This window comes from Streptomyces sp. NPDC127068, from assembly GCF_042724695.1.
Lineage (GTDB): Bacteria > Actinomycetota > Actinomycetes > Streptomycetales > Streptomycetaceae > Streptomyces.
On sequence record NZ_JBHXEN010000033.1, the window covers coordinates 1 to 26,505 of the forward strand.

Here is a 26,505-nt window from a genome sequence, read left to right on the forward strand (position 1 = left end):
ACCCACCACGGAGGCCGCCCGGTTCCGTACCCGGACCCCGCGCCACCGCTACGCCTCGGCGGCGGCCTCCGCCGGGTCCTCGGCCGGCTTGCGCACCGAACACACCAGCGAGTCGTCGACGACATCGGCGACGACGGTGTCACCCGGGTCCGCCTCCCCGCTGAGCAACAGCGACGCCAACCGGTTGTCCAACTCGGACTGGATCGTCCGACGCAACGGCCGCGCCCCGAACTCCGGCTTCGTCCCGTGCGCCACCAACAGGCGCTTCGCCGCGTCCGTGACCTCCAGATGCAGCCCCTGGGCCCGCACCCGGCGCTCGCTGCGGTCCAACAACAGGTCCAGGATGCGCGTCAGATCGTCCGGACCCAGACCGTGGAACACGATGATCTCGTCGATCCGGTTCAGGAACTCCGGCAGGAAACGCTCCCGCAGGTCCTCCATCAGCTCGTCCTTCAGCTGACCGCTCAGCACCCCGCTGCCGTCGTCCACCTCCCCGCGCCGGGCCAGGATGCGCTGGGCGCCGATGTTGCTGGTCATGATGACCACCGTGTGCCGGAAGTCCACCGTCCGGCCCCGCGCATCCGTCAGCCGCCCGTCGTCCAACACCTGGAGCAGCGCGTTGAAGACGTCCCGGTGCGCCTTCTCGATCTCGTCGAAGAGCAGCACGCTGTACGGCTGCCTGCGCACCTTCTCGGTGAGCTGACCCGCGTCCTCGTGACCCACGTAACCGGGCGGCGCCCCGACCAGCCGGGACACCGTGTGCCGTTCCTGGAACTCGCTCATGTCGAACCGGGTCATCCGACCCTCGTCCCCGAACAGCAACTCGGCCAACGCCTTCGCCAACTCCGTCTTGCCCACCCCCGTCGGACCGAGGAACAGGAACGAGCCGACCGGCCGGTCCGGGTCGCCCATGCCCGCCCGGTTGCGGCGCACCGCCTCCGCCACCGCGACCACCGCCTCGTCCTGCCCCACCACCCGTGAGTGCAGGGCGTCCTCCAGCTTCAGCAGCTTCTCCTTCTCGCTCTGCGTCAGCTGCGAGACCGGGATGCCGGTACGCCGGGACAGCACGTCCGCGATGTCGTCCTCGGTGACCCGCATGACCCCCTCACGGCGCTCCGCGACGCCCGCGATCTCGTCCTGCGCCGCCGCGATCCGCCGCTTCACCTCGGACGCCCGCTCGAAGTCCTCCGCCGCGATCGCCTGGTCCTTCTCCCGCTGGAGCCGGGCGATCAGGTCCTCCCGCTCCACCACCTCCGTCGAGCGGCCCAGCGAACGCAGCCGGACCCGGGCCCCCGCCGTGTCCATCAGGTCGATCGCCTTGTCCGGCAGGAACCGGTCGGTGAGGTAACGGTCGGACAGCTCGGCGGCGGCCACCAAGGCCACGTCGGTGAAGCGGACCTGATGGTGCGCCTCGTAGGAGTCCCGTAGCCCCTGGAGGATCTCCACGGTCTCGGCCACCGTCGGCTCCGGCACGGTCACCGGTTGGAAGCGCCGCTCCAACGCCGCGTCCTTCTCGATGTGCTTGCGGTACTCGTCGATCGTCGTCGCACCCACGACGTGCAGCTCACCTCGGGCCAGCGCCGGCTTCAGGATGTTGCCCGCGTCCATCGCGCCCTCGCCGCCCGAGCCCGCACCCACCACCGTGTGCAACTCGTCGATGAACAACACCGTCGACTCCGAGGCGCCCCGCACCTCGTCGATCACGTTCTTCAGCCGTTCCTCGAACTCGCCCCGGTACTTCGAACCCGCGACCAGCCCCGACAGGTCCAGGGCCACCACCCGGCGGTCCTTGAGGGTGTCCGGAACCTCCCCGGCGACGATCCGCTGCGCCAACCCCTCCACGATCGCCGTCTTCCCCACCCCCGGATCACCGATCAGCACGGGGTTGTTCTTCGTCCGACGCGAGAGCACCTCGATGGTCTGCTCGATCTCGTCGGCGCGGCCCACCACCGGGTCGAGCCGGCCCGCCCGCGCCTCCTCGGTGAGGTCATGGCCGTACTCGTCCAGAGTGGGGGTGCCGCTCTCCTGCTCGGGTGCGGTGCCCCGGCGGGCCGGCGCGTCCGCGGCCCGCCGCAACCGGGCGGCGTCCGGGACGTGCCGGGCCAGGGCCCGGGCGGCGCCGGAGCTCCGATCGTCCAGCAGGGCCCCGAGGACGTGCTCCGGACCGATGTACGAGGAGCCCGCCGCCTGCGATCGGGTGTGCGCACCGATCAGCACCCGTTTGGCGGCGGGCGTGAGACCCGGCTCGGCGGAGGGCGAGGCCGACTCGCCCGGCAGGGCGTCGGCGATCTCCTGCCCCAGCTCGTCCGGATCGGCTCCCGCCTCGGCGATCAGCGCACGGGTGGGCTCCGTCCGGGTGGCCGCCCAGAGCAGGTGCTCGGTGTCCAGGTCGGCGCTGCCGTCCTTCTCGGCCCGGGCCGAGGCGGTGGCCAACAGTTCCCGTGCCGACTCGCTGAGCAGCCGCCCGATCGGCACCCGCTGCACGGCCGGCGGCGCCGTTCCCGGGGACATCCCGAAGAACCGGTTCAACAGTTCGGAGAAGGGGTCCGGGCCGCCGGGCGACCCGAAGGAGGACAGCGACATGGCACGCTCCGAAGGTGTGCGTAAGGGAACACACCCACACAAACACCGCGTGACCCGCCCCGCAATCGGGCTCCGCACCCGGAGCCCGACCACGCGTCCCGCACCCCTTCCGACGGCCGGATCAGCGCAGCGCGCTCCGCTGCTGCCAGTCGGCCCACGACAGGTTCCACTCGCCGTACCCGTTGCCCGGCGCGGGAACGCCCTTGTGCCCCTCGCCGGAGACCTCGAAGGGGTCACCGGCGCGGACCTGCCCGTACAGCCAGCCGGCATTGGCGTCGCTCATGCCGATGCACCCCGAGCTGCGGTTGGCGTTGCCGAAGTACGCCGCGTTCCACGGAGCGGCGTGCGCGTACATCCCCGACCAGGTCAGCCGCATCGAGTAGTCGACCATCTTGTCGTAGGCGTCGCCGAGGCCCACGGTCTCGGAGTTCATCCGGATGGTGCCCTCCTTCGACATCAGCACGGTCGTGCCGCCCCACGACCGCTTCTTGCCGCCGGGCGTGCCCGCCGACATCGGCAGGGTCCGCACCGTCTTGCCGTCCCGCTCCAGCCGCAGCTGCTTGGTGTTGAGGTCCACCTTGACGATCTGCGCCGCGCCGATGGTGAAGGAGGTGTCGTAGTCCCGGACGAAGAAGCCGCCCGCGGTGCCCGAGTCGATGCCGTTGAGGTTCGCCCGCAGCTGCACCTTGGTGCCCGGCTTCCAGTACTCCTCGGGCCGCCAGTCGATGCGGTCCTTCCCGTCGTAGTGCTCGATCCAGCCCCAGGACCCGGTGGTGTCGTTGGAGGTGGTGACCTTCAGCGCGCGCTCGACGGCCGCCTTGTTCTTCACCGGGTGGTCGAAGGTGATCGAGAGGGGCTGGGCGATGCCCACGGTGGTGCCCTTGCCGGGGGCGAGGGTCAGCTTGTTGACCTTGTCGGCGGCGACCGTCGTGAACGCGGCCGTCGCCGAGCCGCCCTCCTTGGTCGTCGCGCGCACCTGGTACGCGGTGCCCGGCGCGGCGACCCGCTCCGAGGTCCAGGTGCGGCCGTCCGCGGAGACCTTGCCCGTCAGCGGGGCGCCCGCCTTCGCCTCCTTCTTCGAGGTGACCGTCACCCCGCGCAGCTCCCCTTCGGCGAGGCGCACCGTCACGGGCTTGCCCGCGGCGGCGCGTTCGCCCTTCAGGTTCACCGATATCTCGGCCCGCGCGGGCGCACCGGCCGCGGTGCTCCCGCCGCCCTTGCCGTCGTCGTCCGACCCGCCGGAGCAGGCGGTGAGCAGGACGGTGAGTCCGAGGGCTCCGGCCCCGACGGTCAGGTGTCGTCCGCGGCGGCCACGGACGGGCGCCACGCCGGCGTGCGTGCTCGGACGCGGTGCGGACGGGAGCGGGGAACTGAACATGGGGTCGTACCTCCGTGCGATCGGAATCGACCGGAGAGAGGGTGCGTACGGCCCCGGGGTTCCTGCGCAACGGCCCCGTTCCACCGTTGTCACAGAATCGGGACATACGTCTTGGGACGGACACATTCCCCGAGGCCCCCGCCCCCGCCCGTCAGCTCAGGCCCGCACCCGCGACCGGCAGGTGCACGGGCAGGGCCGCGGCCGGTCGCGGAGGCTCAGCTTCAGCGTCGCCCGCCGGCGGTGGACCTGGTGGGTGCCCGCGGCCCACGACCGGCAGTCGTGGTGGTCGGTGCCGAAGATGCGGGCCTTGACGCACGGCGCGCAGGGCATGGTTTCAGGGAGGCAGCGGCGGTGGAGGTGCACGGTCGTGCCGGGTCCGGACGGGGAGAAGCGCAGCTTGCTGACTTGGCGTTGCCACCACCGGATGGGCTCGGTGCAGCGCGCGCAGTACGCGCGGGCGGTGCGTGGGCGGGTACGGGTCATCGGTGTCCTCGTGGCGGGGGAGTGGCTCAGGGGTGCCGCGGCCCGAGCACTGCTTCCAGCGCGGCGCGCAGGACGTCAGTGCGAGTGAGGCGCGGACGGTGGTCCGGCCGGGTGAGCCAGTACGGCCCCGGTGGGGTGAGGCGGCCCGGAGGGGGGAGCGCCACATGGGCCGTCTCGCTCAGTGCCGTGGACTGCGGGACGCTCCAACCCGCCGTGCTCTTCGGCGGTACGAGGAAGTACAGGAAGGGGCCGGCGGGCGTGGGGTCGACCGCGATCGCACCGTGAACCGGCAAGTGCTCCAGCGACTGGAGGGCGAACGACCGACTGACCTTCACTGCGTCCCAGTGCACACCGGCCGCCACGATGCTGATGCCCGCGGGACCCGGCGTGGACGCTTCACGTCTGTCCATGGCGTGACCGTAGGCGCGCAGCGCAGAGGGAACCCGAACGGTGAGTTCGGGTGTGCTCCGGGTTCGGGACGGTCACAACATGCCGAGGCGCCCGGCCAGGCCGGTGGTCTGGTGCCGGAACGTGGGGCGGACCCGTTGCACCAGGCCTGCGACCATCTCCCGGGCCACCGGACTCCGGGCGAGGTCTTCCGGTGCCAGCTCCTCCAGGCTCAGAAGGTGTACGAGAACAGCCGCGTCGTCCTTGCGGAGGTCGTAGCAGCGCGCGATCTCCAGTCCGAACGTGAACCGCCGCTCCCGACTGGGTAGTCCGCTCACGTCGATCCGGTCCGCCAGGTGCAACGCGTCGGAAGCCTGGCCCGCGAGCATCTCGATGGACAGGGCGTGGAGGTCCACGTTCGTCGGGCCGAACACTGTCCACATCGGGTTGAGTTCGCCTGACCTCTTTGCCAACGGGCGTGCCCGCTTCTCCAACCGGTCGCGGGCCGGCCACGGGCGTCGGGCGCTCGCGTCGGCGACGACGGCGACCAGTTCGAGGGCGCCGCGCACGGCAACGGACTCCGTCGTCTCGATGCTCCGCGCGAGTGCGTCGGCGGCGCCCAACGCGACCTCGGCGGCGGCAGAGGCGCCCTCGGGGCGGGAGAGCAGGGCGTGCCCGAGGTTCCACTGGGCGCCGGCGATGCGTAGCGGGTCATCGGCGTCCTCGGCGGCACGCAGGGCACGGTCGGCCACCATCAGCGACAGGTCGAGCCGTCCGGCGCGGCGGCAGTAGGAACGCAACAGCCCGTAGAGGTCTGCCACCGTACGCATGACCGCGCGGCGTGCGACGGGATCGGTGCCGCGCCGGAGCACTCTCGCGGCGTGCTCGGTGTCGGTGATCAGGGCGGGGAGGAGCGCTTCGGCCTCGGTGAACCGCGTCCTGCTGGTCTGCCAGATGCGCCAGGCAGCCTCGACGCGCTTCCGTAGCTCGACCGGATCGGCCGGTGGAGTGGACAGCGGCAGGCCGTACCCCATGAGCGCCCGTTCGACATCCGGCGCAGCCACCGGGACCGCCGTGGTCCTGGGCACCGGGTCGTCACTCAGCAACGCGGCCACCGACACGCCCAACTCTGAGGCGAGGCGACCCAGAACCTCGGGGGACGGTGTCTTCTTCCCGTTCTCGATCAGAGACAGGTACCGGTCACTGATACCGCACAGCCCCGCCACAGCAGCCTGAGTACGCTGGGCCTTCTCACGGAAGTGGCGCACTCGGGCCCCGATCGGCAGACGGCCCACGGCAGCCTCCTGGTGAGTGGGAACGCGCTCAGAGTAGTCGTCGGGCTCCGTCCCGACCCCGGAACAGAGCACTTCAGACCCGTCTAGGGGGCGTCCGTGCCGCACCTGGTGTTGTGGGACATCGACCACACGCTGCTCGCCACCCGTGGTGTCGGCCGGGAGCTGTCGGCCGCGGCCTTCGAGCAGGTGCTGGGCGTTCCGATGCGCGAGCAGGCGAGGGTCGACGGCAGCACCGAGCCCGTCATCTTCCGGGAAACCGCCCTCCTGCACGGTGTCACGACCGACCGTGCGGCGTTCGAGCGCTTCGCGGCGGCCCTCGCGCACGCGCACCTCCGTAGCGTCGCCGGCCTCCGTGAACGAGGGCACGCCCTCCCCGGGGCTGCCGCAGCCCTTGCGGCACTGGCCGCGGCAAGAGTCCGCCAGACGGTGGCGACGGGGAACGTGCGAGCGGTGGCAGAGATCAAGCTCGCCGTGTTCGGACTCGACCGACACATCGACCGGGATTCCGGGGCGTACGGAGAGGACGCGGACCTGCGTCCCGAACTCGTACGCACCGCGTTGGAGCGGGCGGAGGCCGATCCGGCGGAAGCGGTGGTGATCGGTGACACGCCCGCCGACGTGGAGGGAGCCCGGGCCAACGGCGTGCGAGTCATCGGCGTCACCACGGGGCGCTCCGATGCAGCGACCCTGCAACGCGCCGGTGCCGACGTCGTCCTGCCCGGGCTGGAGGACACGGGCGGCCTGGTGGATCTGGTCGTCGGGAGCCGACCGTGCGGGTGAGGCTCACGTCAGGTGAACGCGAGGTCATCCCGATGGCACCACAGGGCGACAATCCGGTGTCATTGGCGGGCCCGCAGGAATACCGTGAGCGCATGACGACTCCGAACAGCACCCTCCGGGCGGTCCGTATGGGGCTGCTCATGAGCCAGGACGAGTTCGCCCGCGCCCTCCACGACGCGGGGAATCACGCGGGCAGTCCCAACGACGCCAACAAGCGGCTGGTGCAGCGCTGGGAGAGCGGCACGACGAGCGCTCCCCGGCCGCTGTACGCGCGCGCCCTGGAGGCCGTCACCGGCCTGCCGATCGAGTCCCTCGGATTCCCGTCTCCCGTCCTGGCCCGCATCGCCGATGACGGTCACGGCGGCCACGACCTCAAGGACCCGCCCGTAGCGGTTCGCACACCCGGCACGCAGCCGGCCGCGCAGCCAGCGCCGCAAGGCAACTACTCCGGCGTGTGGCTGTCCAGTTACGAGTACGTCTCCAGCGGCCGGGGCAACGAGGTCTTCCCCGGTAAGCACTACGTCCTGCTCCTCCAGCACGGCAACCGGATCACCGGCCGCAGTCTGCCGGGCGCCTCCCTCAACCCGGACAGTCCGCTCACCCTCGATCTCCAACGCGACGGAAGCACCGTCACGGGGACGTGGACGGAACGAACGGCGACCGAGGGGTACTACCGGGGGGCTCGGTACTTCGGTGCGGTACAGATGCTGGCGGAGCCCACCGGCAGACGGATGGCGGGGAAGTGGGTCGGGTTCGGCAAGGAGTTCGACGTGAACACGGGCCCGTGGGAACTGCGCCTGATGGAGGCGTCGACCACCAAGGCGACCCTCAACAAGTACAACCGGCCGCCCGAGTGAGACGCCCTCGGCAACACCCACGAGGCGTTCGCGGAACCGCCCTACCGGAAGACCGCCGACGAAGTGAGCGCCAACAGCAGGCGGCTCCTGTCCCAGGTACGCAAACCCACCTTCCGCGCAGCCCTGGCCCGCACGGCTGACGGCACTCCCGTGGGCATCGCCTACGGGTACCCCCTCAGCGCCGGCACGGGCTGGTGGGACCGGCTCACCGCGCCCGCATCGACGGAGCTTCGGCGCGAGGACGGGACACGTACGTTCGGGCTGATCGAACTGGCCGTCCGGGCACCTTGGCGTCGTCGTGGCGTGGCCCGGAGGCTGCACGAGGCGGTCCTCGTAGGCGCCGTCGAGGAACGCGTACTGCTGAACGCGCGGCCGGACGTCGAGGCCGCGCAAGCCGCCTACCGTTCATGGGGATACCGCAAGGTGGGGGAAGCGCATCCCTGGGCGGGAGCCGCCCTCCACGACGTGATGGTCCTCGCCCTGCACGAACGGAGCTGAGCGCGGCGGCCTCAAGCGCGGCGCTCCCGGGGTGGCGGCAGGAAGGGGACACCATCACCCGGGCGCACGGCGCGGAGCCGCCGGGGGCAGCGGGCCACCGTGACGGGGGCGAGGCGAACCTCAGGACGCCCGGTGCGAGGTGCGGGTCACCGCGGTGGGCACCGGTTCCTGCGCCGCGGCGGTCACGTCCGCCACCAGTTCCACGACGTCCGGCCCGTACGCCTGGGAGTTGACCACCTTCAGCAGCAGCACCAGGGACGACCCCGCGCCGTGCTTGCGGGCCAGCCGTTCGTGGTGGCGGGCCAGGTAACGGGTCGCCGCCTGGTTGGTGATGGCCCGCTGTCCGCAGAACAGGAACACCGGCCGGGCGTCCTGCCCCTGCCCCGCCGTCAGCCGCGCCAGCAGCACGTACTCGGTGCGGCCGGCCTCCAACCGGTACCGTTCGCTGCCGACCTGGAAGGCGCCCCGGTCCGGTCCGGCCTCCGGATCGGCATTGACCCGCACCCCGGGCAGCAGGCTCGCCATGTGGGCGGCCATCCGGCGGTTGACGGCCGGATTGCCCACGCAGAACTCGGTCCGCTCGCCGAACCCCTGACGGGCCGCGTCGTGCGCGACGACCTGGGCGTGCGCCCCGCACTCCTGGACGAGCGCGGAGAGTTCCAGCAGCGCGGACATGTCGTACCGGTTCACCGACAGATCGGGCCCACCCGGGTCGCGGCTGACGACGAGCAGCGACTCCGCGTGCTCGGGCAGCCCGAAGAACGCCTGCTTGCGGCGGAGCTTGCGCCGCCACGACTGGGTGCGGGCGGTCCAGCCGAGCGCGAAGCCGAGCACGGTGGCGGCCGAACCGAACACGATCAGGGGTACGACATCGGTCATGGGCGCGCATGTTAGCGGGCGTCCGCACGGAAGTTCGAGTCGGGCCGTACGGCTGGTTCCCGCGCAGGTGGCGAGAAGAGGTCCTGTCGGGGGGCCGGTGGCGAAGCTACGCTGCGCGGACGCCCGTTGACCGGAGGTACGCATGCGCCGTTCCGTCAGGCGGAACCTGTTCTCGCTGGCCGTGGCCGTCGCCACCGTGGTCAGCGCCGGTGCCGCGGCCCCGACCTCCACGGAAGCAGCCACCACCGGGGCCGCCCGGGGCGCCGGCACCGCGGCGAAGGTCCCGGTGGCCGTCGGCTACGGCGGCGCGGTCTCCAGCGTCGACGCGGACGCGTCCGCGGCCGGGATCGAGGTCCTGCGCAAGGGGGGCAACGCGGTGGACGCGGCCGTCGCCACGGCGGCGGCCCTCGGAGTCACCGAACCGTACTCGGCGGGCATCGGCGGAGGCGGCTACTTCGTCTACTACGACGCCGAGTCCCGTTCCGTGCGCACCCTGGACGGCCGGGAGACCGCCCCGCGCTCCGCGGACTCCGGACTGTTCCTGGGGGAGGACGGGCAGCCGATCCCCTTCGCCGAGGCGGTCACCAGCGGGCTCGCCGTCGGGGTGCCCGGGACCCCCGCCACCTGGCGCTCCGCCCTCGACGCCTGGGGCAGCCGCAGCCTCGCCACGCTGCTGCGGCCCGCCGAGCGGCTGGCCAGGGACGGCTTCACCGTCGACGAGACGTTCCGCGCCCAGACCGCGGCCAACGAGGCCCGGTTCCGGGACTTCCCGGACTCCGCCGAACTGTTCCTGCCGGGCGGCGAGCTGCCCGTCGTCGGCTCCACCCTCAAGAACCCCGACCTCGCCCGCACCTACGCGGAGTTGGCGCGCAAGGGCGTCGGCACCCTGTACCGGGGCGACCTCGCGAAGGACGTCCTGCGCACGGTCAACGAACCGCCCGTCGACCCGGCCTCCGCACGGGTGGTGCGCCCCGGTGACCTGACCGGGCGCGACCTGCGCTCCTACCGGGCCGAGTTCCAGGCGCCGACGCGGACCTCGTACCGGGGCCTCGGCGTCTACTCCATGGCACCCTCGTCCTCCGGCGGGACGACGGTCGGGGAGGCCCTCAACATCCTGGAGAACACGGACCTGACCGGCGCCGACCGGGCCGCCTACCTGCACCGGTACATCGAGGCGAGCCGGATCGCCTTCGCGGACCGGGGCCGCTGGGTCGGTGACCCCGCCTTCGAGGACGTGCCGCAGCGCGAACTGCTCTCCCAGCGGTACGCCGACTCGCGCGCCTGCCTGATCAAGGACGACGCCGTGCTGCGCAGTCCGCTGGCGCCCGGTGACCCGCGGCGCCCGGTGCCGTGCGCGGCGGGCGACAAGGCGGCCCCGACGACGTACGAGGGCGAGAGCACCACCCATCTGACGACGGCTGACAAGTGGGGCAACGTCGTCGCCTACACCCTCACCATCGAACAGACCGGCGGCAGCGCGATCACCGTGCCGGGTCGGGGCTTCCTGCTGAACAACGAACTCACCGACTTCTCGTTCGCCCCCGCCGACCCGGCCGTGCACGACCCGAACCTGCCGGGGCCGGGCAAGCGTCCGCGGTCCTCCATGGCCCCGACGATCGTTCTGGACGGCAAGTCGCGGCCGGTGCTCGCCCTGGGCTCGCCGGGTGGCGCGACGATCATCACCACCGTCCTCCAGACCCTGACCGGAGTCATCGACCGGGGGCTGCCACTCGTCGACGCGATCGCCGCGCCGCGCGCCAGCCAGCGCAACCAGACCACCACCGAGCTGGAACCGGGCCTGTGGAACAGCCCGCTGCGGGCGGAGCTGGAGGCCATCGGCCACGGGTTCCGGCAGAACGCCGAGATCGGTGCGGCGACCGCCGTCCAGCTGTTGCCGGACGGGCGGGTGCTCGCAGCGGCGGAACGGGTCCGCCGGGGCGGCGGTGCGGCGATGGTGGTCCGTCCCGCCGGATAGTCCGTCCCACCGGACGGCGCGCACCGGCCGGGCCACCCCGAATGCGGCCTACAGGCTCGTCAGGACCCGGGGGCCGTCGTGGGTGATGGCCACCGTGTGTTCGGCGTGGGCGGCGCGGCTGCCGTCGGTGGTGCACAGGGTCCATCCGTCGGCCGTGGTGACGTAGTCGTCCGTGCCGCCGCCGATCACCATGGGTTCGATCGCGAGGACCATGCCGTGCCGCAGGGGCACCCCGCGGCGCGGGCGGCCCTCGTTGGGCACCGCGGGGTCCTCGTGCATCCGGCGGCCGATGCCGTGACCGCCGAAGCCGTGCGGGATGCCGTACCCGGCGTCCCGGCACACCGTGCCGATCGCGTGGGCGATGTCGCCGATCCGGTTGCCGACGACGGCCGCCTCGATGCCGGCGGCGAGCGCGCGTTCGGCGGTCGCGATGAGGCGGAGGTCGGCCGGCCGGGGCGTGCCCACGGTGAAGCTGACGGCCGCGTCCCCCGCCCAGCCGCCGAGCAGGGCGCCGAAGTCCGCGGAGACGAGGTCCCCGTCCCGTAGCGGCTGGTCGGTGGGGATGCCGTGCACGATCGCGTGGTTCACGGAGACGCAGAGCACCGCCGGGAACGGCACCGGGGCGAACGAGGGGCGGTACCCGAGGAACGGGGAGGTGGCCCCCGCCTCGCGCAGCACCGCGTGGGCCACCGCGTCGAGGTCCTGCGGAGTGAGGCCCGGTTCCGCCGCCTCGCGCACCGCCGCCAGGGCCTCGGCCACCACCCGTCCGGGCAGCCGCATCGCGTCCATGGACGCATCGGTCTTGAGTTCCATCACGCCAATTACTATACCGGTATTAGAATGGGGTCATGGTGCGAACTCCTCTGACCCCCGAAGAGCGCGAGCGCGGTGAGCGGCTCGGCCGTCTGCTGCGCGAGGCGCGTGGCGCGCGCAGCATGGCGGAGGTGGCCGCCGAGGCGGGTGTCTCCGCCGAGACGCTGCGCAAGATCGAGACCGGTCGGGCCCCCACCCCGGCCCTGTTCACCGTGGCCGCGCTGGCGCGGGTGCTCGGCCTCTCGCTGGACGAATTGGTGCTCCGCTGCGCATTGGTGCCGGTTTGACGGCTGGGCCGGTCGGTGTGTTGCGGAGGTGGCCGGGCGGTACTCTCCCGGCCCTCCGTGACGTGCGGTTCGTGCGCTCGGAGTGCTCCGCAGATCGTTGGCCTGGGCATCTTCCCTTTCGTGTCGTCTCTCTCGCGTAGTCGCGTATCCCTCTCCATGCGTAGGTGGGGTGCGACGGATGATGTGTGTGTGCAAAAGGTAGAGGCGTGTTTTCTGTGCGCGTCCGGTGGTGCGGGAGCGCTCCCGCACCCGGACGGAGTCATGGGTGCTGTCCGCTCTGTAGTGCTTCGTCTGGAGTTTCGGGTCTGGCGCGAAAACCACGCGTAGTCATGCTGTAACACCGTGGGTGTTGGCTACCGGACTGGGGGACTCCAGTCGTACGGGGGCGGGCTTCGATGACATTGCATCAACTCCCGGAACACATAAGGGAGTTCGCTTCATATTTCAAGGGCCTTCTGGCGCGCGTGGACCAGGGCGCCGGTTGGTGCGGGGTGTTCTGGCAACGGGACCCCGAAGGGATGCGCGCCTGCCTGGACGGGCGGGAGGTGCCGCCCTGGGACGTCCTGGAGGCCCTCCTCCAGGACCTGGCGGCCGACCAGGGCGCCCGGGTGGCCCGGATGGAGGTCGCCCGTGCCCGTGCGCTGCACGCCGCCGCGCTGGCCGCCTTCGACGCGCGCCCCGGCGGGCGCGAGATCCTCGGCGACCGGCTCGACGCCATGCTCGGCGAACAGCGCTACGCGGCCGATCGGAGACTCGAACTGAGTCGGCTGCTGGACGCCACCGAGGTCCCCGAGGAGGCCGAGGGGTACCGTCGCGACCTCGCCTGGGCCCAGGACGACCACGAACGGGCCACCGCGCGCTGCGCGGAGCTACGGGCGCGGATGGTGGCCTACGACCGACTGGCGGGCCCGGTGCGCACCGCCCCCTCCGGGTGGGAGGGCGGCCGGATGTCCTCGGGCGGCAGACCGGGGCAGCTCGGTCGACCCGCCCCCGGACGCCCCGCGCCCCGCGACGGTCAGCGGGGGCCCGGGGGAGCGGGCGAACCGCCCGCTCCCGACGCGCGCGCCGCCCGGGTCGGTCGCCAGGGTCGGGAACACGCCGCGACGGCCCCGACCGGAGCGCCCGGCGGTGTCCCGGAGCACCCGTACGCCGCGCGGCCGGCCCGTGCGTACCGTTCCGGGCCGGACGGCGAGCGCACGCCCGCCGACGCGGATTCCGGGCGTCAACTGCGGTCCGGGGCGCGTCCCGTCCCCGGCCCCTACGCGCCGGGGACGCCGGGGGGCACCCCCCTGTACGACCCCCGGGGCCACACGGTCCCGGCCCCCGGCGGCCCGTACACCGCACCCGGGAGCGCGAACGGCGACCCGAACGGCGGTCCCCACCTCGGCTCGAACGCCGGCCCGTACGGCAGCCCGAGCGACCCGCCCGCCCAACGAGCCGCGCCCGCCCCGCAAGCCCCGGCGCCCCGCCACGCCGCGGCCCTTCCGGCGCCCGAGCCACCCGGAAGCCCCGCCGACCCCGGTCCCGCAGCCGACGCGCCCGGAGTCGACGCACCGGGAGCCGACGCACCGGGAGTCGACGAGCCGACCGCCGACGAGCCGCCCCCCGCTCCGAGCCCCCGGCGAGGGCTGCTCCAGCGCTCCCGCCGGCTGCGCGGCGCCCGCTCGGCCGGGGTCGACGACACCGGCGAGCCCACCGGCGGAATGGCCCTTCCGCAGGGTGGTGGCAAGGCGCCGCGCGGTGCGCGGTTCGCCGGCGCCACGCCCCGAAGGGCGTCCGACGCGGCGCCCGACCCCGAGGCGGAGGCCCGGCAGGCCACCGTCGCGGCCGTCGAGTCCCTGGTGCGACTGCGGGCCGAGGGGCGCGGCGGAGAGGCGCACGGGGTGCTGGTGGAAGCCGCCTACGGGCCCGCCGACCGCTTCCCGCTGCTCGCCGTGGAGCTCCACCGGGCCGGACTCGCCGCGGACTGGGCCACCCTGCTGTGGGAGGCGGCCTCCCTGCCGGTCGAGCGGCTGGTCTCGATCGCGGACATCCTCGCCACGGCCGGGCGCACCGACGACGGCGCGCTGCTGCTGCGGCAGGGCGTCGGGCGTCCGCCGGCCGAGATCGGCGAGGTGATCACCGACCTGATCGGGGAGGGGCGGCGGCGCGAGGCGCGGGCCCTGGTCGACGCGTACGTACGGGTGCGCACCCCCGAGGAGATCGCCCGGTGCGCGGGGACCGACCCCGGCCGGCTGGTGCCGTTGCTGCTCGACGCCGCGGGCCGGGTGTCCGAGCAGCGGCGCTGGGACCTGGTCCACGCCTTGCGCGTGGCCGGCCTCGACACCTGATCCACCCGTCCGCGCGGCCCTGCCCGCGGACACGGCGGTGCCGCCCCTCCCGGCACCGCCGGCCCGGTACGACCACGGCGGTACGACCACAGCGGTGCGGCCGGACAGGTACCGGGTCGCGGCGCGGGGGTCTCGCCCACCCGGGTGCGAATCGCGAGCGACTCGGCCGGTTCGCGGCGATGACCTTGCTCCACCCGATCGACGGGCTTACGTTCGTCCCCCTACGTCCCGTATGCGCAGGCGTAGAGGCTCTCTGACGTCCCGTCGAAGGAGCAGCCCATGGCCGCCGTCGTCCGCGCCGCACTCGTCCAGGCCACCTGGACCGGCGACACCGAATCCATGATCGCCAAGCACGAGGAGCACGCCCGCGCCGCCGCCCGGCAGGGAGCGCAGGTCATCGGCTTCCAGGAGGTCTTCAACGCTCCGTACTTCTGCCAGGTCCAGGAGCCCGAGCACTACCGGTGGGCGGAACCGGTGCCGGACGGGCCCACGGTCACCCGGATGACGGCGCTCGCCGCCGAGCTGGGCCTGGTGGTCGTCGTCCCGGTCTTCGAGAGCGAGGGGCCCGGCCTCTACTACAACACCGCCGCCGTGATCGACGCCGACGGCAGCTACCTCGGCAAGTACCGCAAGCACCACATCCCGCAGGTCAAGGGGTTCTGGGAGAAGTACTACTTCAAGCCGGGCAACCTGGGCTGGCCCGTCTTCGACACGGCCGCCGGTCGGATCGGCGTGTACATCTGCTACGACCGGCACTTCCCGGAGGGCTGGCGCGAACTCGGGCTGAACGGGGCGCAGCTCGTGTACAACCCGTCCGCCACCTCGCGCGGACTGTCGGCCTACCTGTGGCAGCTGGAACAGCCCGCCGCGGCCGTCGCCAACGAGTACTTCGTCGCCGCGATCAACCGCGTCGGCCGCGAGGAGTACGGCACCAACGACTTCTACGGGACCAGCTACTTCGTCGATCCGCGCGGTCAGTTCGTCGGCGAACCCGCGGCGGACGACGCGGAGGAACTGCTCGTGCGGGACCTCGACTTCGGACTCATCGACGAGGTCCGCACGCAGTGGGCGTTCTACCGGGACCGCCGGCCCGACGCGTACGGGGGGCTGGTGCGGCCGTGAGCGGTCTGCTCGCCCGGCACCGGGCCGTCCTGCCGGACTGGCTGGCCCTCTACTACCGTCAGCCGATCGAGCTGGTGCGGGGCGAGGGCCGGCACGTCTGGGACGCCGACGGCACGCGGTACCTCGACTTCTTCGGCGGCATCCTGACCACGATGACCGCGCACGCACTGCCCGAGGTCACCCGGGCCGTCGTGGAACAGGCCGGGCGGCTCCTGCACTCGTCGACCCTGTACCTCGACCGGCCGATGGTCGAACTCGCCGAACGCGTGGCGGTGCTCTCCGGCATCCCCGACGCACGGGTGTTCTTCACCACCTCCGGCACGGAGGCCAACGACACGGCCCTGCTGCTGGCCACCGCGTACCGGCGGTCCCCCCAGGTCCTGGCCATGCGCAACGGCTACCACGGCCGTTCGTTCAGCACGGTCGGCGTCACGGGCAACCGCGCCTGGTCCCCGACGGACCTGTCCCCCCTCCGGACCCTCTACGTGCACGGCGGCGTCCGCACCCGCGGTCCGTACGCGCACCTGTCCGACGTCGAGTTCACCGCGGCGTGCGTCGCCGACCTGGAGGACCTGCTCGGTCAGGTCTCCGGGTCCGTCGCCGCGCTCATCGCCGAACCCGTGCAGGGCGTCGGCGGCTTCACCTCGCCCCCCGACGGGCTGTACGCGGCCTTCCGCGAGGTGCTGGACCGGCACGGCATCCTGTGGATCAGCGACGAGGTGCAGACGGGCTGGGGCCGCACCGGTGACCACTTCTGGGGCTGGCAGGCCCACGGCGCCAACGGCCCGCCGGACCTGCTCACCTTCGCCAAGGGCATCGGCAACGGCATGTCGATCGGCGGTGTCGTCGCCCGTGCGGAGGTCATGAACTGTCTCGACGCGCACTCCATCTCCACCTTCGGCGGTTCGCCCGTCACCATGGCGGCGGGCCTCGCCAACCTGGGCCACCTCCTCGACCACGACCTCCCGGGAAACGCCCGCCGGGTCGGCGGACTGCTGATCGAACGGCTGCGGGCCGCAGCCAGCCGGGTGCCCGCGGTCCGGGAGGTGCGGGGGCGGGGGCTGATGATCGGGGTGGAGCTGGTCCGGCCGGGCACCGACGAGGCCGACCCGGACGCCACCTCCAGGGTCCTCGAAGCGGCCAGGGAAGGCGGCCTGCTGATCGGCAAGGGCGGCGGCCACGCCACCAGCGTGCTGCGGATCGCGCCGCCGCTGTCCCTGACGGTGGCCGAGGCCCAAGAGGGCGCCGCGATCCTGGAAGCCGCCCTGCACGCCCGCTGAAACGGAGCGCACCTTGAGCCACCGCACCCTGATCCAGGGCGGACTGGTCGTCACCGCGACCGACGAGGTTCACGCGGACGTCCTGATCGAGAACGGCCAGGTCGCCGCGCTCGCCGGCCACCGCACGGACACCGCCCGCTCCTGGACCGCCGACCGGGTCATCGACGCCCGCGACCGGTACGTGATCCCGGGCGGCGTCGACGCCCACACCCACATGGAACTGCCGTTCGGCGGCACCGCCGCCTCCGACACCTTCGAGACCGGGACGCGGGCCGCCGCCTGGGGCGGGACGACGACGATCATCGACTTCGCGGTGCAGTCCCCCGGACGGTCGCTGCGGGCGGGCCTGGACGCCTGGTTCGCGAAGGCCGACGGGAACTGCGCGATCGACTACGCGTTCCACCTGATCGTCTCGGACGTCAACGCGCACACCCTGCGGGAGATGGACCGACTCGTCGCGGAGGGGGTCAGCTCGTTCAAGTTGTTCATGGCGTACCCGGGGGTCTTCTACTCGGACGACGGGCAGATCCTGCGCGCCATGCAACGGGCGTCCGGCAACGGCGGGCTGATCATGATGCACGCGGAGAACGGCCTCGCGATCGACGTCCTGGTCGAACAGGCCCTGGCCCGCGGGCACACCGAGCCCCGGTACCACGGCGAGGTCCGCAAGGTGCTGTTGGAGGCCGAGGCCACCCATCGGGCGATCCAGCTCGCGCGGGTCGCCGGCGCCCCGCTGTACGTCGTGCACGTCTCGGCGCAGGAGGCGCTGGCCGAAGTGGCCGCCGCCCGGGCCCGGGACCTGCCGGTCTTCGGCGAGACCTGCCCGCAGTACCTGTTCCTGTCCACCGACGACCTGGCGCGGCCGCACTTCCAGGGCGCCAAGTACGTCTGCTCCACCCCGCTGCGGCCCGCGGAGCACCAGGCGGCGCTGTGGCGGGGACTGCGGACCAACGCCCTCCAAGTGGTCTCCACCGACCACTGCCCGTTCTGCTTCCGGGGCCAGAAGGAGCTGGGCCGCGGGGACTTCTCCAAGATCCCCAACGGGCTGCCGGGGGTGGAGAACCGGATGGACCTGCTCCACCAGGCCGTGCTGGACGGGCACCTCAGCCGCCGCCGCTGGATCGAGATCGCCTGCGCGAGCCCGGCCCGGATGTTCGGCCTCTACCCCCAGAAGGGCACGATCGCGCCGGGCTCGGACGCCGACATCGTGCTCTACGACCCGCACGCCGAGCAGATCGTCTCCGCCGGGACGCACCACATGAACGTGGACTACTCGGCGTACGAGGGCCGACGGATCACCGGGCGCGTCGACACCGTGCTCTCGCGCGGCCACCTCGTCCTCGACCGGCGCCGGTACACCGGCCGGGCCGGGCACGGGACCTTCGTCCCCCGCGCCACCTGCCAGTACCTGTAAGCCCCGCACGCAGCAAGGAGCCGCCCCGTGGACTTCGGCCTCGTCCTCCAGACCGACCCGCCCGCCTCCCGGGTCGTCAGCCTCATGCAGCGCGCGGAGCGCAACGGCTTCCGCTACGGCTGGACCTTCGACTCGGCGGTGCTCTGGCAGGAGCCCTTCGTCATCCACAGCCGCGTCCTGGCCCACACGCAGCAACTGCGCGTGGGCCCGATGGTCACCAACCCGTCCACCCGCACCTGGGAGGTGACCGCCTCCACCTTCGCCACCCTCAACGACATGTACGGCAACCGCACGGTGTGCGGGATCGGCCGCGGGGACTCCGCGATGCGGGTGGTCGGCCGGGCCCCCAACACCCTCGCCCGCCTCGGCGAGGCCATCGACGTCATCCGCGACCTCGCCGAGGGACGCGAGGCGCGGATCGACGGCCACCCGATCCGCATCCCCTGGATCCGCGACGGCGAGCTGCCGGTCTGGATGGCCGCCTACGGCCCCAAGGCCCTGGCCCTGGCCGGCCGGAAGGCGGACGGGTTCATCCTCCAGCTCGCGGACCCCTACCTCACCGAGTGGATGGTCAAGTCGGTCCGCGAGGCCGCCGCGACCGCCGGACGCGACCCGGACGCCATCACCATCTGCGTCGCGGCCCCGGCCTACGTGGGCGACGACCTCGCCCACGCGCGCGACCAGTGCCGGTGGTTCGGCGGGATGGTCGGCAACCACGTCGCCGACCTGGTCGCCCGCTACGGCGCACACTCCTCGCTGGTCCCCGAGGAACTGACCTCGTACGTCGAGTCCCGCCACGGCTACGACTACGGGCACCACGGCCGGGCCGGGAACCCGTCCGCCGACTTCGTCCCGGACGAGATCGTCGACCGCTTCTGCCTGCTGGGCCCCGCGGAGGCCCACATCGCGAAGCTCCGCACCCTGCGCGACCTCGGCGTGGACCAGTTCGCCGTCTACGCGATGCACGACGCCCGGGAACACGTCATCGACACCTACGGCCAGCGGATCATCCCGGCGGTCAACGGCTGACCTCGCCGGCCCGGGCGTCAGCCGCGCACCCCCAGCGCCGGCAGGACCGTCTCCGCCACCCGGTACGCCTCCTCCAGCAGGGGGTTGCCCGACAGGATGAACGTGTCGACGCCGAGGGACTCGTACTCCGCGAGCCGTTCCACGACCTGGGCCGTGGAGCCCACGACCGCCGTACCGGGGCCCGGCCGGAAGAGGCTCATGCCCGGCCAGATGTTGCGGTGCTCCTCCAGGTCGCGGGCGCGGGCCGGAACCCGGCCGCCGTGCCGGAACTGGCGCTGCCAGCCGACACCGTCCTCCGTCGCCTTCACCCCGAGCTGCCGGGCGTAGGTGGCCTCGCTGGTGACGTCCAGCAGCCGGTCGGCCGCCGCCCACGCCGCGTCCTCGGTGTCCCGGACGATCAGATGGACCCGCAGCCCGATCCGCAGCACCCGCCCGTGCGCCGCGGCCCGCTCCCGTACCCGGTCCAGCTTCTCCTTCAGCAGGTGCGGCGGCTCGGCCCAGGTGAGGTACACGTCCACGTGCTTGGCGGCCATCTCGATGCCGGCCGCGGACGAACCGCCGAACCACAGCGGGACGTGCGGTTCCTGGACGGGGGGCAGCTCGCGCAGCGACGCCCCCGCGTCCCGCAGGTCGTAGTACTGCCCCCGGTGGTCGAACACCTCGCCCGCGGTCAGCCGCTTCACGATCGACCAGTACTCGGCGCTCAGCGCGTAGCGCTCGTCGTGCTCCACGTGGAGGCCGAACTCCCGCAGGGACGCGGTGGAACCGTTGACCACGTTGAACCGCAGCCGACCGCCGAACAGGTGGTCGAACGTCAGCGCCATCTTGGCCAGCAGGGTCGGGGCGATCAGCCCGGGGTGCACGGCCAGCAACGGCTTGAACCCGGGGCCGGTCGACGCGGCGAGCGCACTGCCCAGCGGCCACACGTCGTACAGGTCGGTGGCCAGCAACGCGCCGCTGTACCCGAGGCGGTCCACCGTCCCCGCGAGTTGCTGGAGGTAACCCAGGTCCACGGGGCGACGCCCCGCGGGCTCCCAGGGATAGGCCCCCTCCCGGGGGATGACGTACCAGAGGAACTCGGAGGCCACGGCTCAGCCCGCCGTACGCGCTACGGCGTGCGCGGTGGTCACCGGGCGGGACAGGAACCCGGCGCCGTGCAGGATGTCGGCGGCCTCCTGCTGCTCCGCGAGGAACGCCCCGGTGACCGGCTCGACGCGCCAGGGCAGGGCGGTCAGGGCGGTCTCCCAGTCCTCGGCGGTGCCGCCCAGCTCCTCGGCGGCGATCAGGGCCGCCTCACGGGGGTGCTCGGCGGCCCAGTCGTCGGCTTGCTGGAGCGCGGTGACCAGGGCGGCGACGACCTCGGGGCGCTGCTCGGCGAAGTCGCGACGGGCGAAGAACACGGAGCGGTCGGTGATCACGTCGCCGGAGCGCCGCAGGATCCTGGCCCGGCCGCTGCGCAGTGCGGCGGCGAGGTCGGCGCCCTGGGTGATCCAGCCGGTGATCGTGCCGTCGGCGAGGAGCCGTGCACTGTCCGCTCCGGCGGCGGCGGGGGTGACGTCCGTGCCGTAGGAGAGCCCGACGGAGTGCAGCGCCTTGGCGAGCAGATGCGTCTGCCAGGAGCCGATGCCGAGGTGGACGGTGCCGCCCTTCAGGTCCGCGAGGTCGTGGACCGGACCGTCGGCGGCGACGAGCAGGGCGCCGTGCTCGGGGCGGGGCGCGGAGACGGCGGTGTAGACGATGTCGTGGCCGTCGGCCTGGGCGCTGATCGGCGGGGTGGAGCCGGTGCCGCCGAAGTCGAAGGTCCCGGCGCTCAGCAGGGCCCCCGTGGTGACCCCGTTGGTGTAGTGGTGGAAGACGACGGTCTCGCCCAGGGGCGCGAGGGCCCGCTTGGCGTGGTCGAGCCGGGAGAGGTAGGTCAGGGTCGGGTTGTTGGCGTGGACGCCGATGGTGACGGTCATGACAGGCTCGCTCCAGTGGGTGCGGGTGCTTCGCTGTGGGGTTGGGGTTGGGGGGACGGTGCGTCCTGGTGCACCCCGAGGTCGCCGAGGAGTCGGCGGCGCAGTGCCGCGAACGCGGGGTGCGCGGGGTCCCGGGGGTGGTCGATGCCGACCGGCGCATCGGTGACGAGGCGCCCGTCGCGCAGCACCGCGACCCGGTCCGCGAGCCGGACCGCCTCGTCGACGTCATGGGTGACCAGCAGCACCGCCGGCCGGTGCCGGCGGCACAGCTCCCCCACGAGGTCCTGCATGCGCAGCCGGGTCAACGCGTCGAGCGCGGCGAACGGTTCGTCCAGCAGCAGGAGTTCCGGTTGGCGCACCAGGGCGCGGGCGAGGGCGACGCGCTGGGCCTCGCCGCCGGAGAGGGTGCCGGGCCAGGCGTCGGCGTGGGAGGCGAGTCCGACCTCGCGCAGGGCCCGCAGCCCGGTCTCCCGGGTGGCGGCGCCCCGCGGCATGGCCACGACGGTGTTGGCGAGCACCTTCTTGGACGGGACCAGCCGGGGTTCCTGGAAGACGATGGTGCGCGCCTCGGGCACCAGGACCTGTCCGCCGTCGGAGCGGTCGAGGGCGCCGAGGATGCGCAGCAGGGTGGTCTTGCCGCTGCCACTGGCACCGAGCAGGGCCACGAACTCCCCGCGGGCGATGTCCAGGTCGAGTCCGTCGAGCACGGCCCGTTCGCCGAACACCCGGCGCAGTCCGCGGACCCGGACGGCGGTGTCGGTCATCGGACCGCCCCCAGCGTGCGCCACGGCATCAGGAACCGCTCCAGCAACCGGACGACGCCGTCGGCGGTGAGCCCGAGCACGGCGTACACGAGGATGCACACCGCGAGGACGTCGGTACGGGCGTACGCCTGGGCCTGGGCCATCAAGTAGCCGATGCCCGCGGTGGCGTTGATCTCCTCGGCGGCGACCAGGGCGATCACGCTGAGGGTCATGGACAGCCGCAGTCCGGACAGCAGCGACGGCAGCGCGCCGGGCAGCACGACCTCACGGACGAGGGCCAGTCGGCCCATCCCGAAGGACCGCATCGCCTCCAGGAGTTTGCGGTCGACGCCCCGCACCCCGCCGGCGGTGCTGACGTACATGGGGAACGTCGTCGCGAAGGCGATCAGCAGGATCTTGGCCGTCTCGGTGATCCCGAACCAGACCATGAACAGCGGGACCAGGGCGAGGAAGGGGATCGTGCGCATGGCCTGGAGGGAGGAGTCGAGCAGTTCGTCGCCGGGTCGGCTGAATCCGGTGACGACTCCGAGGACGACGCCGGCGACCAGTCCCAGGAGCAGTCCGGTGCCGGAGCGGGTCAGCGAGGCGGCGAGCGCGTCGGGCAGTTCGCCGTTGCCCCACAGTTCGCCGACCGCGCGCACCACGTCGGGCGGTCCGGCGAGCACGTCGGGGGTGAGCACCCCGGTGGCGGACGCGGTCCACCAGCCGCCGATCAGCAGCAGCGGGCCGAGGGCGCGCACGGTGAGGGAGACGGCCCGCGGTCGCTCGCGGGGCAGTCGGGGCCGCGGGGCGACCAGCTTGCCGGACGGCGGGGTCGTGGTGCTCATCCCAGGGCCTCGACGTCGAGCACGTGGGGCTTGATGTCGACCGGCTGCCTGAGCACCTTCTGGTCGAGGTAGAAACGGGCCACGGACTCGAAGCGCTCGATGTCCTCGGCCCCGATCGGCTCGACGGTCCCGCCCTCGCGCAGAATGCGGAGTTGCAGCTCCTTGGCCGCGCCGGTCACGGCGGTCGGGCCGCGGTCGGTGAAGACGTTGACGTACTTCTCCGGGTCGGCCTTCTGGGCGGCGCTGCCGGTGCGCAGGTACGCGTAGAGGGCCTTCACCACCTCCGGGTGCCGTTCGGCGAAGCCGGTGCGCACGGCGTGGAAGCTGTAGTTGTCCGAGCCGACTGCCGCCCCGTCGGCGACGAAGCGGGAGTCGCCGCTGCCCAGTTCCGCGACGGAGTAGGCGGCCCAGGACGCCCAGGCGTCGACCTGGCCCGTCTTGTAGACGGAGGCGGTCTGGTCGGGGCGCAGATAGACGCGTTCGACGTCCTGCGCCGGGACGCCGTGCCGGGCCAACGCCTTGAGGAGCAGGTACTCGCCGGTGCCGCCCTGGTTGACGGCGACCTTCCGGCCGGCGAGGTCCTTGACGGTCTTGATCCCGGAGTCCTTGCGGACCAGGATGCCCTCGCCGGAGCCGTCCGGGGTGGTGGCGCTGAAGAGCTTGAACCCGGGTTTCTGGGTGAGGGCGGTGACTCCGGAGGTGATGGACCCGGTGGCCACGTCGAGTTGTCCGGCGTTGAGGGCCTGCGCGGCGGGGGCGAACGGGCCGCTGCTGCCGGTCCACTCGACTCTGGCCCCGACCTTCGCGAGTGCCTTGTCGAGGCTGCCGTCCTTCTTGCCGAGGGCGAGGACGCCCGAGTTCTTCGGGTCGGGGATGCGGACGACGACGGTGTCCCCGTCGCCCGCCGAGTCGCCCTCGGCGGCACCGCAGGCGGCGAGCGGGAGCAGGGCGGCGGTGGCGGCGAGGGCGGCGGCGGTGCGCACGGCCCGGCGGTTCAGGGGGTTCACTGGTGGTCCTCTGCGGTGGTGGTGGGTCGGTGGGTGCGGGCGGTCGCCCGGCGGAGGGGTTCGGGGGCCGCCCAGTCCCGTACGTCGACGGGGGCGGCGAGGAACCCCCGCGCCCGCAGGGCGTGTTCCTGCTGGGCGAGCAGGTCGAGACGGTCCTCGGACAGGTCGATGCGCAGGTCGTCGTGGCCCCGGGCGCGGTAGGCGCCGGCCACGCCGGTGGCGCCGGCGCCGGTCTCCCGACTCAGCACCCGGGAGAGTGCATCGGGGTGGTCAGCGGCCCAGCCGGCGGCCCGGACCAGGACGGCGAGGAAGCGGTCGACCAGCTCGGGGTGGTCCTCCAACAGGCTCTCCCGGACGGTGATCGGGCGCGGGGTGCCGTTGTTGACCCGGGTGCGCCGGTCGGGGTGGTCGTCGAGTTCGACGGCGATCCGTGCCCCGTACCGTGCGGCGGCCTCGACGGCGGTGGCCCCCTTGGCGTACACCGCGTCGACGGTTCCGGCGCGCAGGGCGGCCAGTTCGGTGGCCCACTGGTCGGCCCCGGCGTCCACCGGCACGTCGACCGGGACGGCGTCGGCGAGGGTGAGCCCCGCGCCGGACAGCGCACCCTCGAAACCGCGCAGCGCCATCGCCCGCCAGAAGTCGATCGGCAGCGGATGTCGGGGCACGGCGAGGCGCCTGCCCTTCAGGTCCCCGGCCTCGTGCACCGGGGAGTCGGCCGCGACCAGGACGACTTGGCGTTCCTCGATCCAGGTGAGGCCGATGAGTCGGGTGGGTTCGCCGTGCGACCGGGTCCACAGGGCGGGGACGTTGCCGCCCTCGCGGAACAGGCCCTCCAGCGCGTGGGTGTAGTGGTGGTCCCTGGCGGTGGCGGCGGACGCGGTCTGGAGGGAGGAGACGGTGATCCCGTCGGGGGAGAACTCGTCGTCCAACCAGCCGAGATCGGCGGCGATCCCGGTGGCGGTGGGCACCGGGCAGCGGGTGAACCACAGGGTGGCGGGCGGCGTGGAGTGCGTCATGGGCCCTTCTCGGCCGGAGGAACGGGGGCGACCACCCCGGAGATCGCTGGACGGATCGCCGGCGGAGGCGCGGGAGGGGTTGCAGGCAGGGGCGACGGATGTGCACCCGGGAGCCGGGGCGTCCGGAGGGGTTGCGGGTGCCGGGGGAGTGAGAGGCGGGGGCCGGCGGGGCGCGCATCAGGGGGCGCGGGTCAGCCGACTGCCACCCGGCCCGGTGCGCACGCCGGTTCGGCGAACGGCACGGGACGAACGCCAGGGGGACGAACGTCGCGGGCGCGAGCGTCACGGGCGGACGAACGGGGCGGGGTTACGGCGCGCGGCCGTCGTCCGGGGTCAGCGACAGCCGGAACTGGCGACCCGGACCAGGTCGATGTGGCGACGGCTGCTGAGTGCAGGCGTGACCGAGGGCGCCAGCGCGAGGGAGGTCCGGCGGACGGTCATGGTGGCACTCCTCTCGACGAGCGACGGGGTCGGTGCGCAGACTCTGCCACGGGCTTTGCCCCACGGACAAGTTGCTTCCCACAATGTGGGATGTCCGGTCTCGTTGACGTCTCCCGTGAACGCGTCGCCGGCCCGATGGGCACGACGACCGCACGGGCAGGGCGAGTTGACCCGACGCGCAAGTCAGGGAAGGCTGCCACATCATGGGAAGCTCAATCGATGACGTCCCGACCGTCCCGCGCTCCCCCCGGCGGCCCGGGACCACCGTGCCGCCGTCGGACCCCGTCCGCGGGCCCCGACGTCCGGCCGCGACGAACCCGGCCGCCCCCACCGGATCGCAGGCCGTGAGCCGGGCCCTGGGCGTCCTGCACTGTTTCCGCGACAACGGCACCCCGCTGAGCGCATCGGACCTCGCGCGCCGCACCTCCCTGTCGGTCTCGACGGCCCACCGACTGGCCCGGACCCTGGTGGCCGCCGGGTTCCTCGAACAGGACGCCCACACCGCCCGCTACCGGCTGGGTCCCGCCGTCACCGAACTCGGCCAACTCTCGTACCACCAAAGAGGACTGCACCTCACGGTCCCCGAACTCGCCGACCTCGCGGCGCGCACCGGGGCCACCGCCGACCTCGCCCTGCGGGACGGCGTCCACGCGCTGATCCTCGTCGGCGGTTCGGTGCGCCACGACACCGGCATCGGGCTGCGCCGACCGCTGCACTCCACCGCGCTCGGCAAGGTGCTGCTCGCCTGGTCGGGCGACGATCCCGACCCGGTCGGCGCGCTCCCCGGGCTGGCCGCCTTCACGGAACGCACCATCGTCGACCCGGACGCCCTGCGCACCGAACTCGCCCGGGTGCGCGAGCGGGGCCACGCCGTCAACGACGGCGAGTCGGCGCTCGGCATCCGCACGGTGGCCGTGCCGGTGTTCGACCACACCGAACGCGCCCGCTTCGCCCTCGCGCTCCGGGCGACCCCGGCCGTGCTGACCGATGACCGGCTGCCCTGGTTCGCCGACCAGGCACGGGCCTGCGCCGCCGCCCTGGAGGTCCTGCTGTTGCCGCCGGTCGAGCGCCGCCCCGCCGCCGGGCCGTGAGCGGACGGGCC

General features: G+C 73.0%; 25 protein-coding genes. 11 read left to right on the forward strand and 14 right to left on the reverse strand.

Translation table 11 applies throughout. The features are described 5' to 3' along the window. Positions 1-48: 48 nt before the first annotated feature. From ACFWIA_RS21120 to ACFWIA_RS21140, 5 genes are all read right to left on the reverse strand, one after another. Entirely contained in the window at positions 49-2,583 is a 2,535-nt protein-coding gene (locus ACFWIA_RS21120; protein ID WP_387007337.1) for an ATP-dependent Clp protease ATP-binding subunit, read from the reverse strand. 121 nt (positions 2,584-2,704) lie between these two features. Continuing rightward, a complete protein-coding gene (locus tag ACFWIA_RS21125; protein WP_387007339.1) occupies positions 2,705-3,961 on the reverse strand; it encodes an Ig-like domain-containing protein in 1,257 nt (418 codons plus the stop codon). A 156-nt stretch (positions 3,962-4,117) separates the two neighbouring features. Beyond that, positions 4,118-4,444, reverse strand: coding sequence for a hypothetical protein (locus tag ACFWIA_RS21130; RefSeq protein WP_387007341.1), 327 nt, complete (start codon positions 4,442-4,444; stop codon positions 4,118-4,120). A 26-nt stretch (positions 4,445-4,470) separates the two neighbouring features. After that, entirely contained in the window at positions 4,471-4,854 is a 384-nt protein-coding gene (locus ACFWIA_RS21135; RefSeq protein ID WP_387007342.1) for a hypothetical protein, read from the reverse strand. A gap of 72 nt (positions 4,855-4,926) precedes the next feature. After that, on the reverse strand, positions 4,927-6,126 hold the full coding sequence (locus ACFWIA_RS21140; protein WP_387007343.1) for a helix-turn-helix domain-containing protein: 1,200 nt from the start codon (positions 6,124-6,126) through the stop codon (positions 4,927-4,929). Between the two features lie 96 nt (positions 6,127-6,222). Here ACFWIA_RS21140 and ACFWIA_RS21145 point away from each other — a divergent pair, with 96 nt between their 5' ends. The 3 genes from ACFWIA_RS21145 to ACFWIA_RS21155 all read left to right on the forward strand — a co-directional run bounded on the left by ACFWIA_RS21145 (position 6,223) and on the right by ACFWIA_RS21155 (position 8,261). Then, positions 6,223-6,906 (forward strand): HAD family hydrolase, encoded by a 684-nt coding sequence (locus ACFWIA_RS21145; RefSeq protein ID WP_387007344.1) that lies wholly within the window; start codon positions 6,223-6,225, stop codon positions 6,904-6,906. A gap of 92 nt (positions 6,907-6,998) precedes the next feature. Beyond that, a complete protein-coding gene (locus tag ACFWIA_RS21150) occupies positions 6,999-7,763 on the forward strand; it encodes a helix-turn-helix domain-containing protein (protein WP_387007346.1) in 765 nt (254 codons plus the stop codon). A 63-nt stretch (positions 7,764-7,826) separates the two neighbouring features. Next, the gene (locus ACFWIA_RS21155) at positions 7,827-8,261 is read left to right on the forward strand and encodes a GNAT family N-acetyltransferase (protein ID WP_387007348.1); all 435 of its coding nucleotides are present in this window, start codon (positions 7,827-7,829) and stop codon (positions 8,259-8,261) included. 120 nt (positions 8,262-8,381) lie between these two features. Here the strand turns inward: ACFWIA_RS21155 and ACFWIA_RS21160 are convergent, their stop codons facing one another. Then, positions 8,382-9,140 (reverse strand): hypothetical protein, encoded by a 759-nt coding sequence (locus tag ACFWIA_RS21160; RefSeq protein ID WP_385760704.1) that lies wholly within the window; start codon positions 9,138-9,140, stop codon positions 8,382-8,384. Between the two features lie 142 nt (positions 9,141-9,282). Between ACFWIA_RS21160 and ggt the strand changes: the two genes are divergently transcribed. Beyond that, positions 9,283-11,115, forward strand: a complete 1,833-nt coding sequence (gene ggt, locus ACFWIA_RS21165; RefSeq protein WP_387007350.1) for a gamma-glutamyltransferase — start codon at positions 9,283-9,285, stop codon at positions 11,113-11,115. 48 nt (positions 11,116-11,163) lie between these two features. Here the strand turns inward: ggt and map are convergent, their stop codons facing one another. Then, complete coding sequence (map, locus tag ACFWIA_RS21170) at positions 11,164-11,931, reverse strand: type I methionyl aminopeptidase (RefSeq protein ID WP_387007352.1); 768 nt, start codon at positions 11,929-11,931, stop codon at positions 11,164-11,166. Positions 11,932-11,963: 32 nt separating this feature from the next. Between map and ACFWIA_RS21175 the strand changes: the two genes are divergently transcribed. The 6 genes from ACFWIA_RS21175 (at position 11,964) to ACFWIA_RS21200 (ending at position 19,390) form a co-directional block, all read left to right on the forward strand. Continuing rightward, the gene (locus ACFWIA_RS21175) at positions 11,964-12,215 is read left to right on the forward strand and encodes a helix-turn-helix domain-containing protein (protein ID WP_387007353.1); all 252 of its coding nucleotides are present in this window, start codon (positions 11,964-11,966) and stop codon (positions 12,213-12,215) included. A gap of 395 nt (positions 12,216-12,610) precedes the next feature. After that, complete coding sequence (locus tag ACFWIA_RS21180) at positions 12,611-14,545, forward strand: hypothetical protein (RefSeq protein ID WP_387007355.1); 1,935 nt, start codon at positions 12,611-12,613, stop codon at positions 14,543-14,545. Positions 14,546-14,824: 279 nt separating this feature from the next. After that, complete coding sequence (locus tag ACFWIA_RS21185) at positions 14,825-15,667, forward strand: nitrilase-related carbon-nitrogen hydrolase (protein ID WP_387007357.1); 843 nt, start codon at positions 14,825-14,827, stop codon at positions 15,665-15,667. After that, a complete protein-coding gene (locus tag ACFWIA_RS21190; RefSeq protein ID WP_387007359.1) occupies positions 15,664-16,947 on the forward strand; it encodes an aspartate aminotransferase family protein in 1,284 nt (427 codons plus the stop codon). The genes ACFWIA_RS21185 and ACFWIA_RS21190 overlap by 4 nt, the downstream gene beginning before the upstream one ends. A 13-nt stretch (positions 16,948-16,960) precedes the next feature. Next, entirely contained in the window at positions 16,961-18,361 is a 1,401-nt protein-coding gene (gene hydA, locus ACFWIA_RS21195; RefSeq protein ID WP_387007360.1) for a dihydropyrimidinase, read from the forward strand. A 27-nt stretch (positions 18,362-18,388) separates the two neighbouring features. After that, a complete protein-coding gene (locus ACFWIA_RS21200; protein WP_387007362.1) occupies positions 18,389-19,390 on the forward strand; it encodes a TIGR03842 family LLM class F420-dependent oxidoreductase in 1,002 nt (333 codons plus the stop codon). Between the two features lie 17 nt (positions 19,391-19,407). Here the strand turns inward: ACFWIA_RS21200 and ACFWIA_RS21205 are convergent, their stop codons facing one another. From ACFWIA_RS21205 to ACFWIA_RS21235, 7 genes are all read right to left on the reverse strand, one after another. Continuing rightward, the gene (locus tag ACFWIA_RS21205; RefSeq protein WP_387007364.1) at positions 19,408-20,478 is read right to left on the reverse strand and encodes an LLM class flavin-dependent oxidoreductase; all 1,071 of its coding nucleotides are present in this window, start codon (positions 20,476-20,478) and stop codon (positions 19,408-19,410) included. Between the two features lie 3 nt (positions 20,479-20,481). Then, positions 20,482-21,348 (reverse strand): ABC transporter substrate-binding protein, encoded by an 867-nt coding sequence (locus tag ACFWIA_RS21210; RefSeq protein ID WP_387007365.1) that lies wholly within the window; start codon positions 21,346-21,348, stop codon positions 20,482-20,484. Continuing rightward, positions 21,345-22,112: an ABC transporter ATP-binding protein gene (locus ACFWIA_RS21215; RefSeq protein WP_387007367.1), complete on the reverse strand. Its 768-nt coding sequence runs from the start codon at positions 22,110-22,112 to the stop codon at positions 21,345-21,347. The genes ACFWIA_RS21210 and ACFWIA_RS21215 overlap by 4 nt, the downstream gene beginning before the upstream one ends. After that, positions 22,109-22,939, reverse strand: a complete 831-nt coding sequence (locus ACFWIA_RS21220) for an ABC transporter permease (protein ID WP_387007369.1) — start codon at positions 22,937-22,939, stop codon at positions 22,109-22,111. The genes ACFWIA_RS21215 and ACFWIA_RS21220 overlap by 4 nt, the downstream gene beginning before the upstream one ends. After that, positions 22,936-23,946 carry an ABC transporter substrate-binding protein gene (locus ACFWIA_RS21225; RefSeq protein WP_387007371.1) on the reverse strand — a complete coding sequence of 337 codons (1,011 nt, stop codon included), beginning with the start codon at positions 23,944-23,946 and terminating at the stop codon, positions 22,936-22,938. Before ACFWIA_RS21225 ends, ACFWIA_RS21220 begins: the two co-directional genes overlap by 4 nt. Further along, the gene (locus ACFWIA_RS21230) at positions 23,943-24,962 is read right to left on the reverse strand and encodes an ABC transporter substrate-binding protein (RefSeq protein WP_387007373.1); all 1,020 of its coding nucleotides are present in this window, start codon (positions 24,960-24,962) and stop codon (positions 23,943-23,945) included. Before ACFWIA_RS21230 ends, ACFWIA_RS21225 begins: the two co-directional genes overlap by 4 nt. 333 nt (positions 24,963-25,295) lie before the next feature. Continuing rightward, positions 25,296-25,403, reverse strand: a complete 108-nt coding sequence (locus ACFWIA_RS21235; protein ID WP_387007375.1) for a putative leader peptide — start codon at positions 25,401-25,403, stop codon at positions 25,296-25,298. A 203-nt stretch (positions 25,404-25,606) separates the two neighbouring features. Here ACFWIA_RS21235 and ACFWIA_RS21240 point away from each other — a divergent pair, with 203 nt between their 5' ends. Beyond that, positions 25,607-26,494: an IclR family transcriptional regulator gene (locus ACFWIA_RS21240; protein ID WP_387007377.1), complete on the forward strand. Its 888-nt coding sequence runs from the start codon at positions 25,607-25,609 to the stop codon at positions 26,492-26,494. Positions 26,495-26,505: the final 11 nt, after the last annotated feature.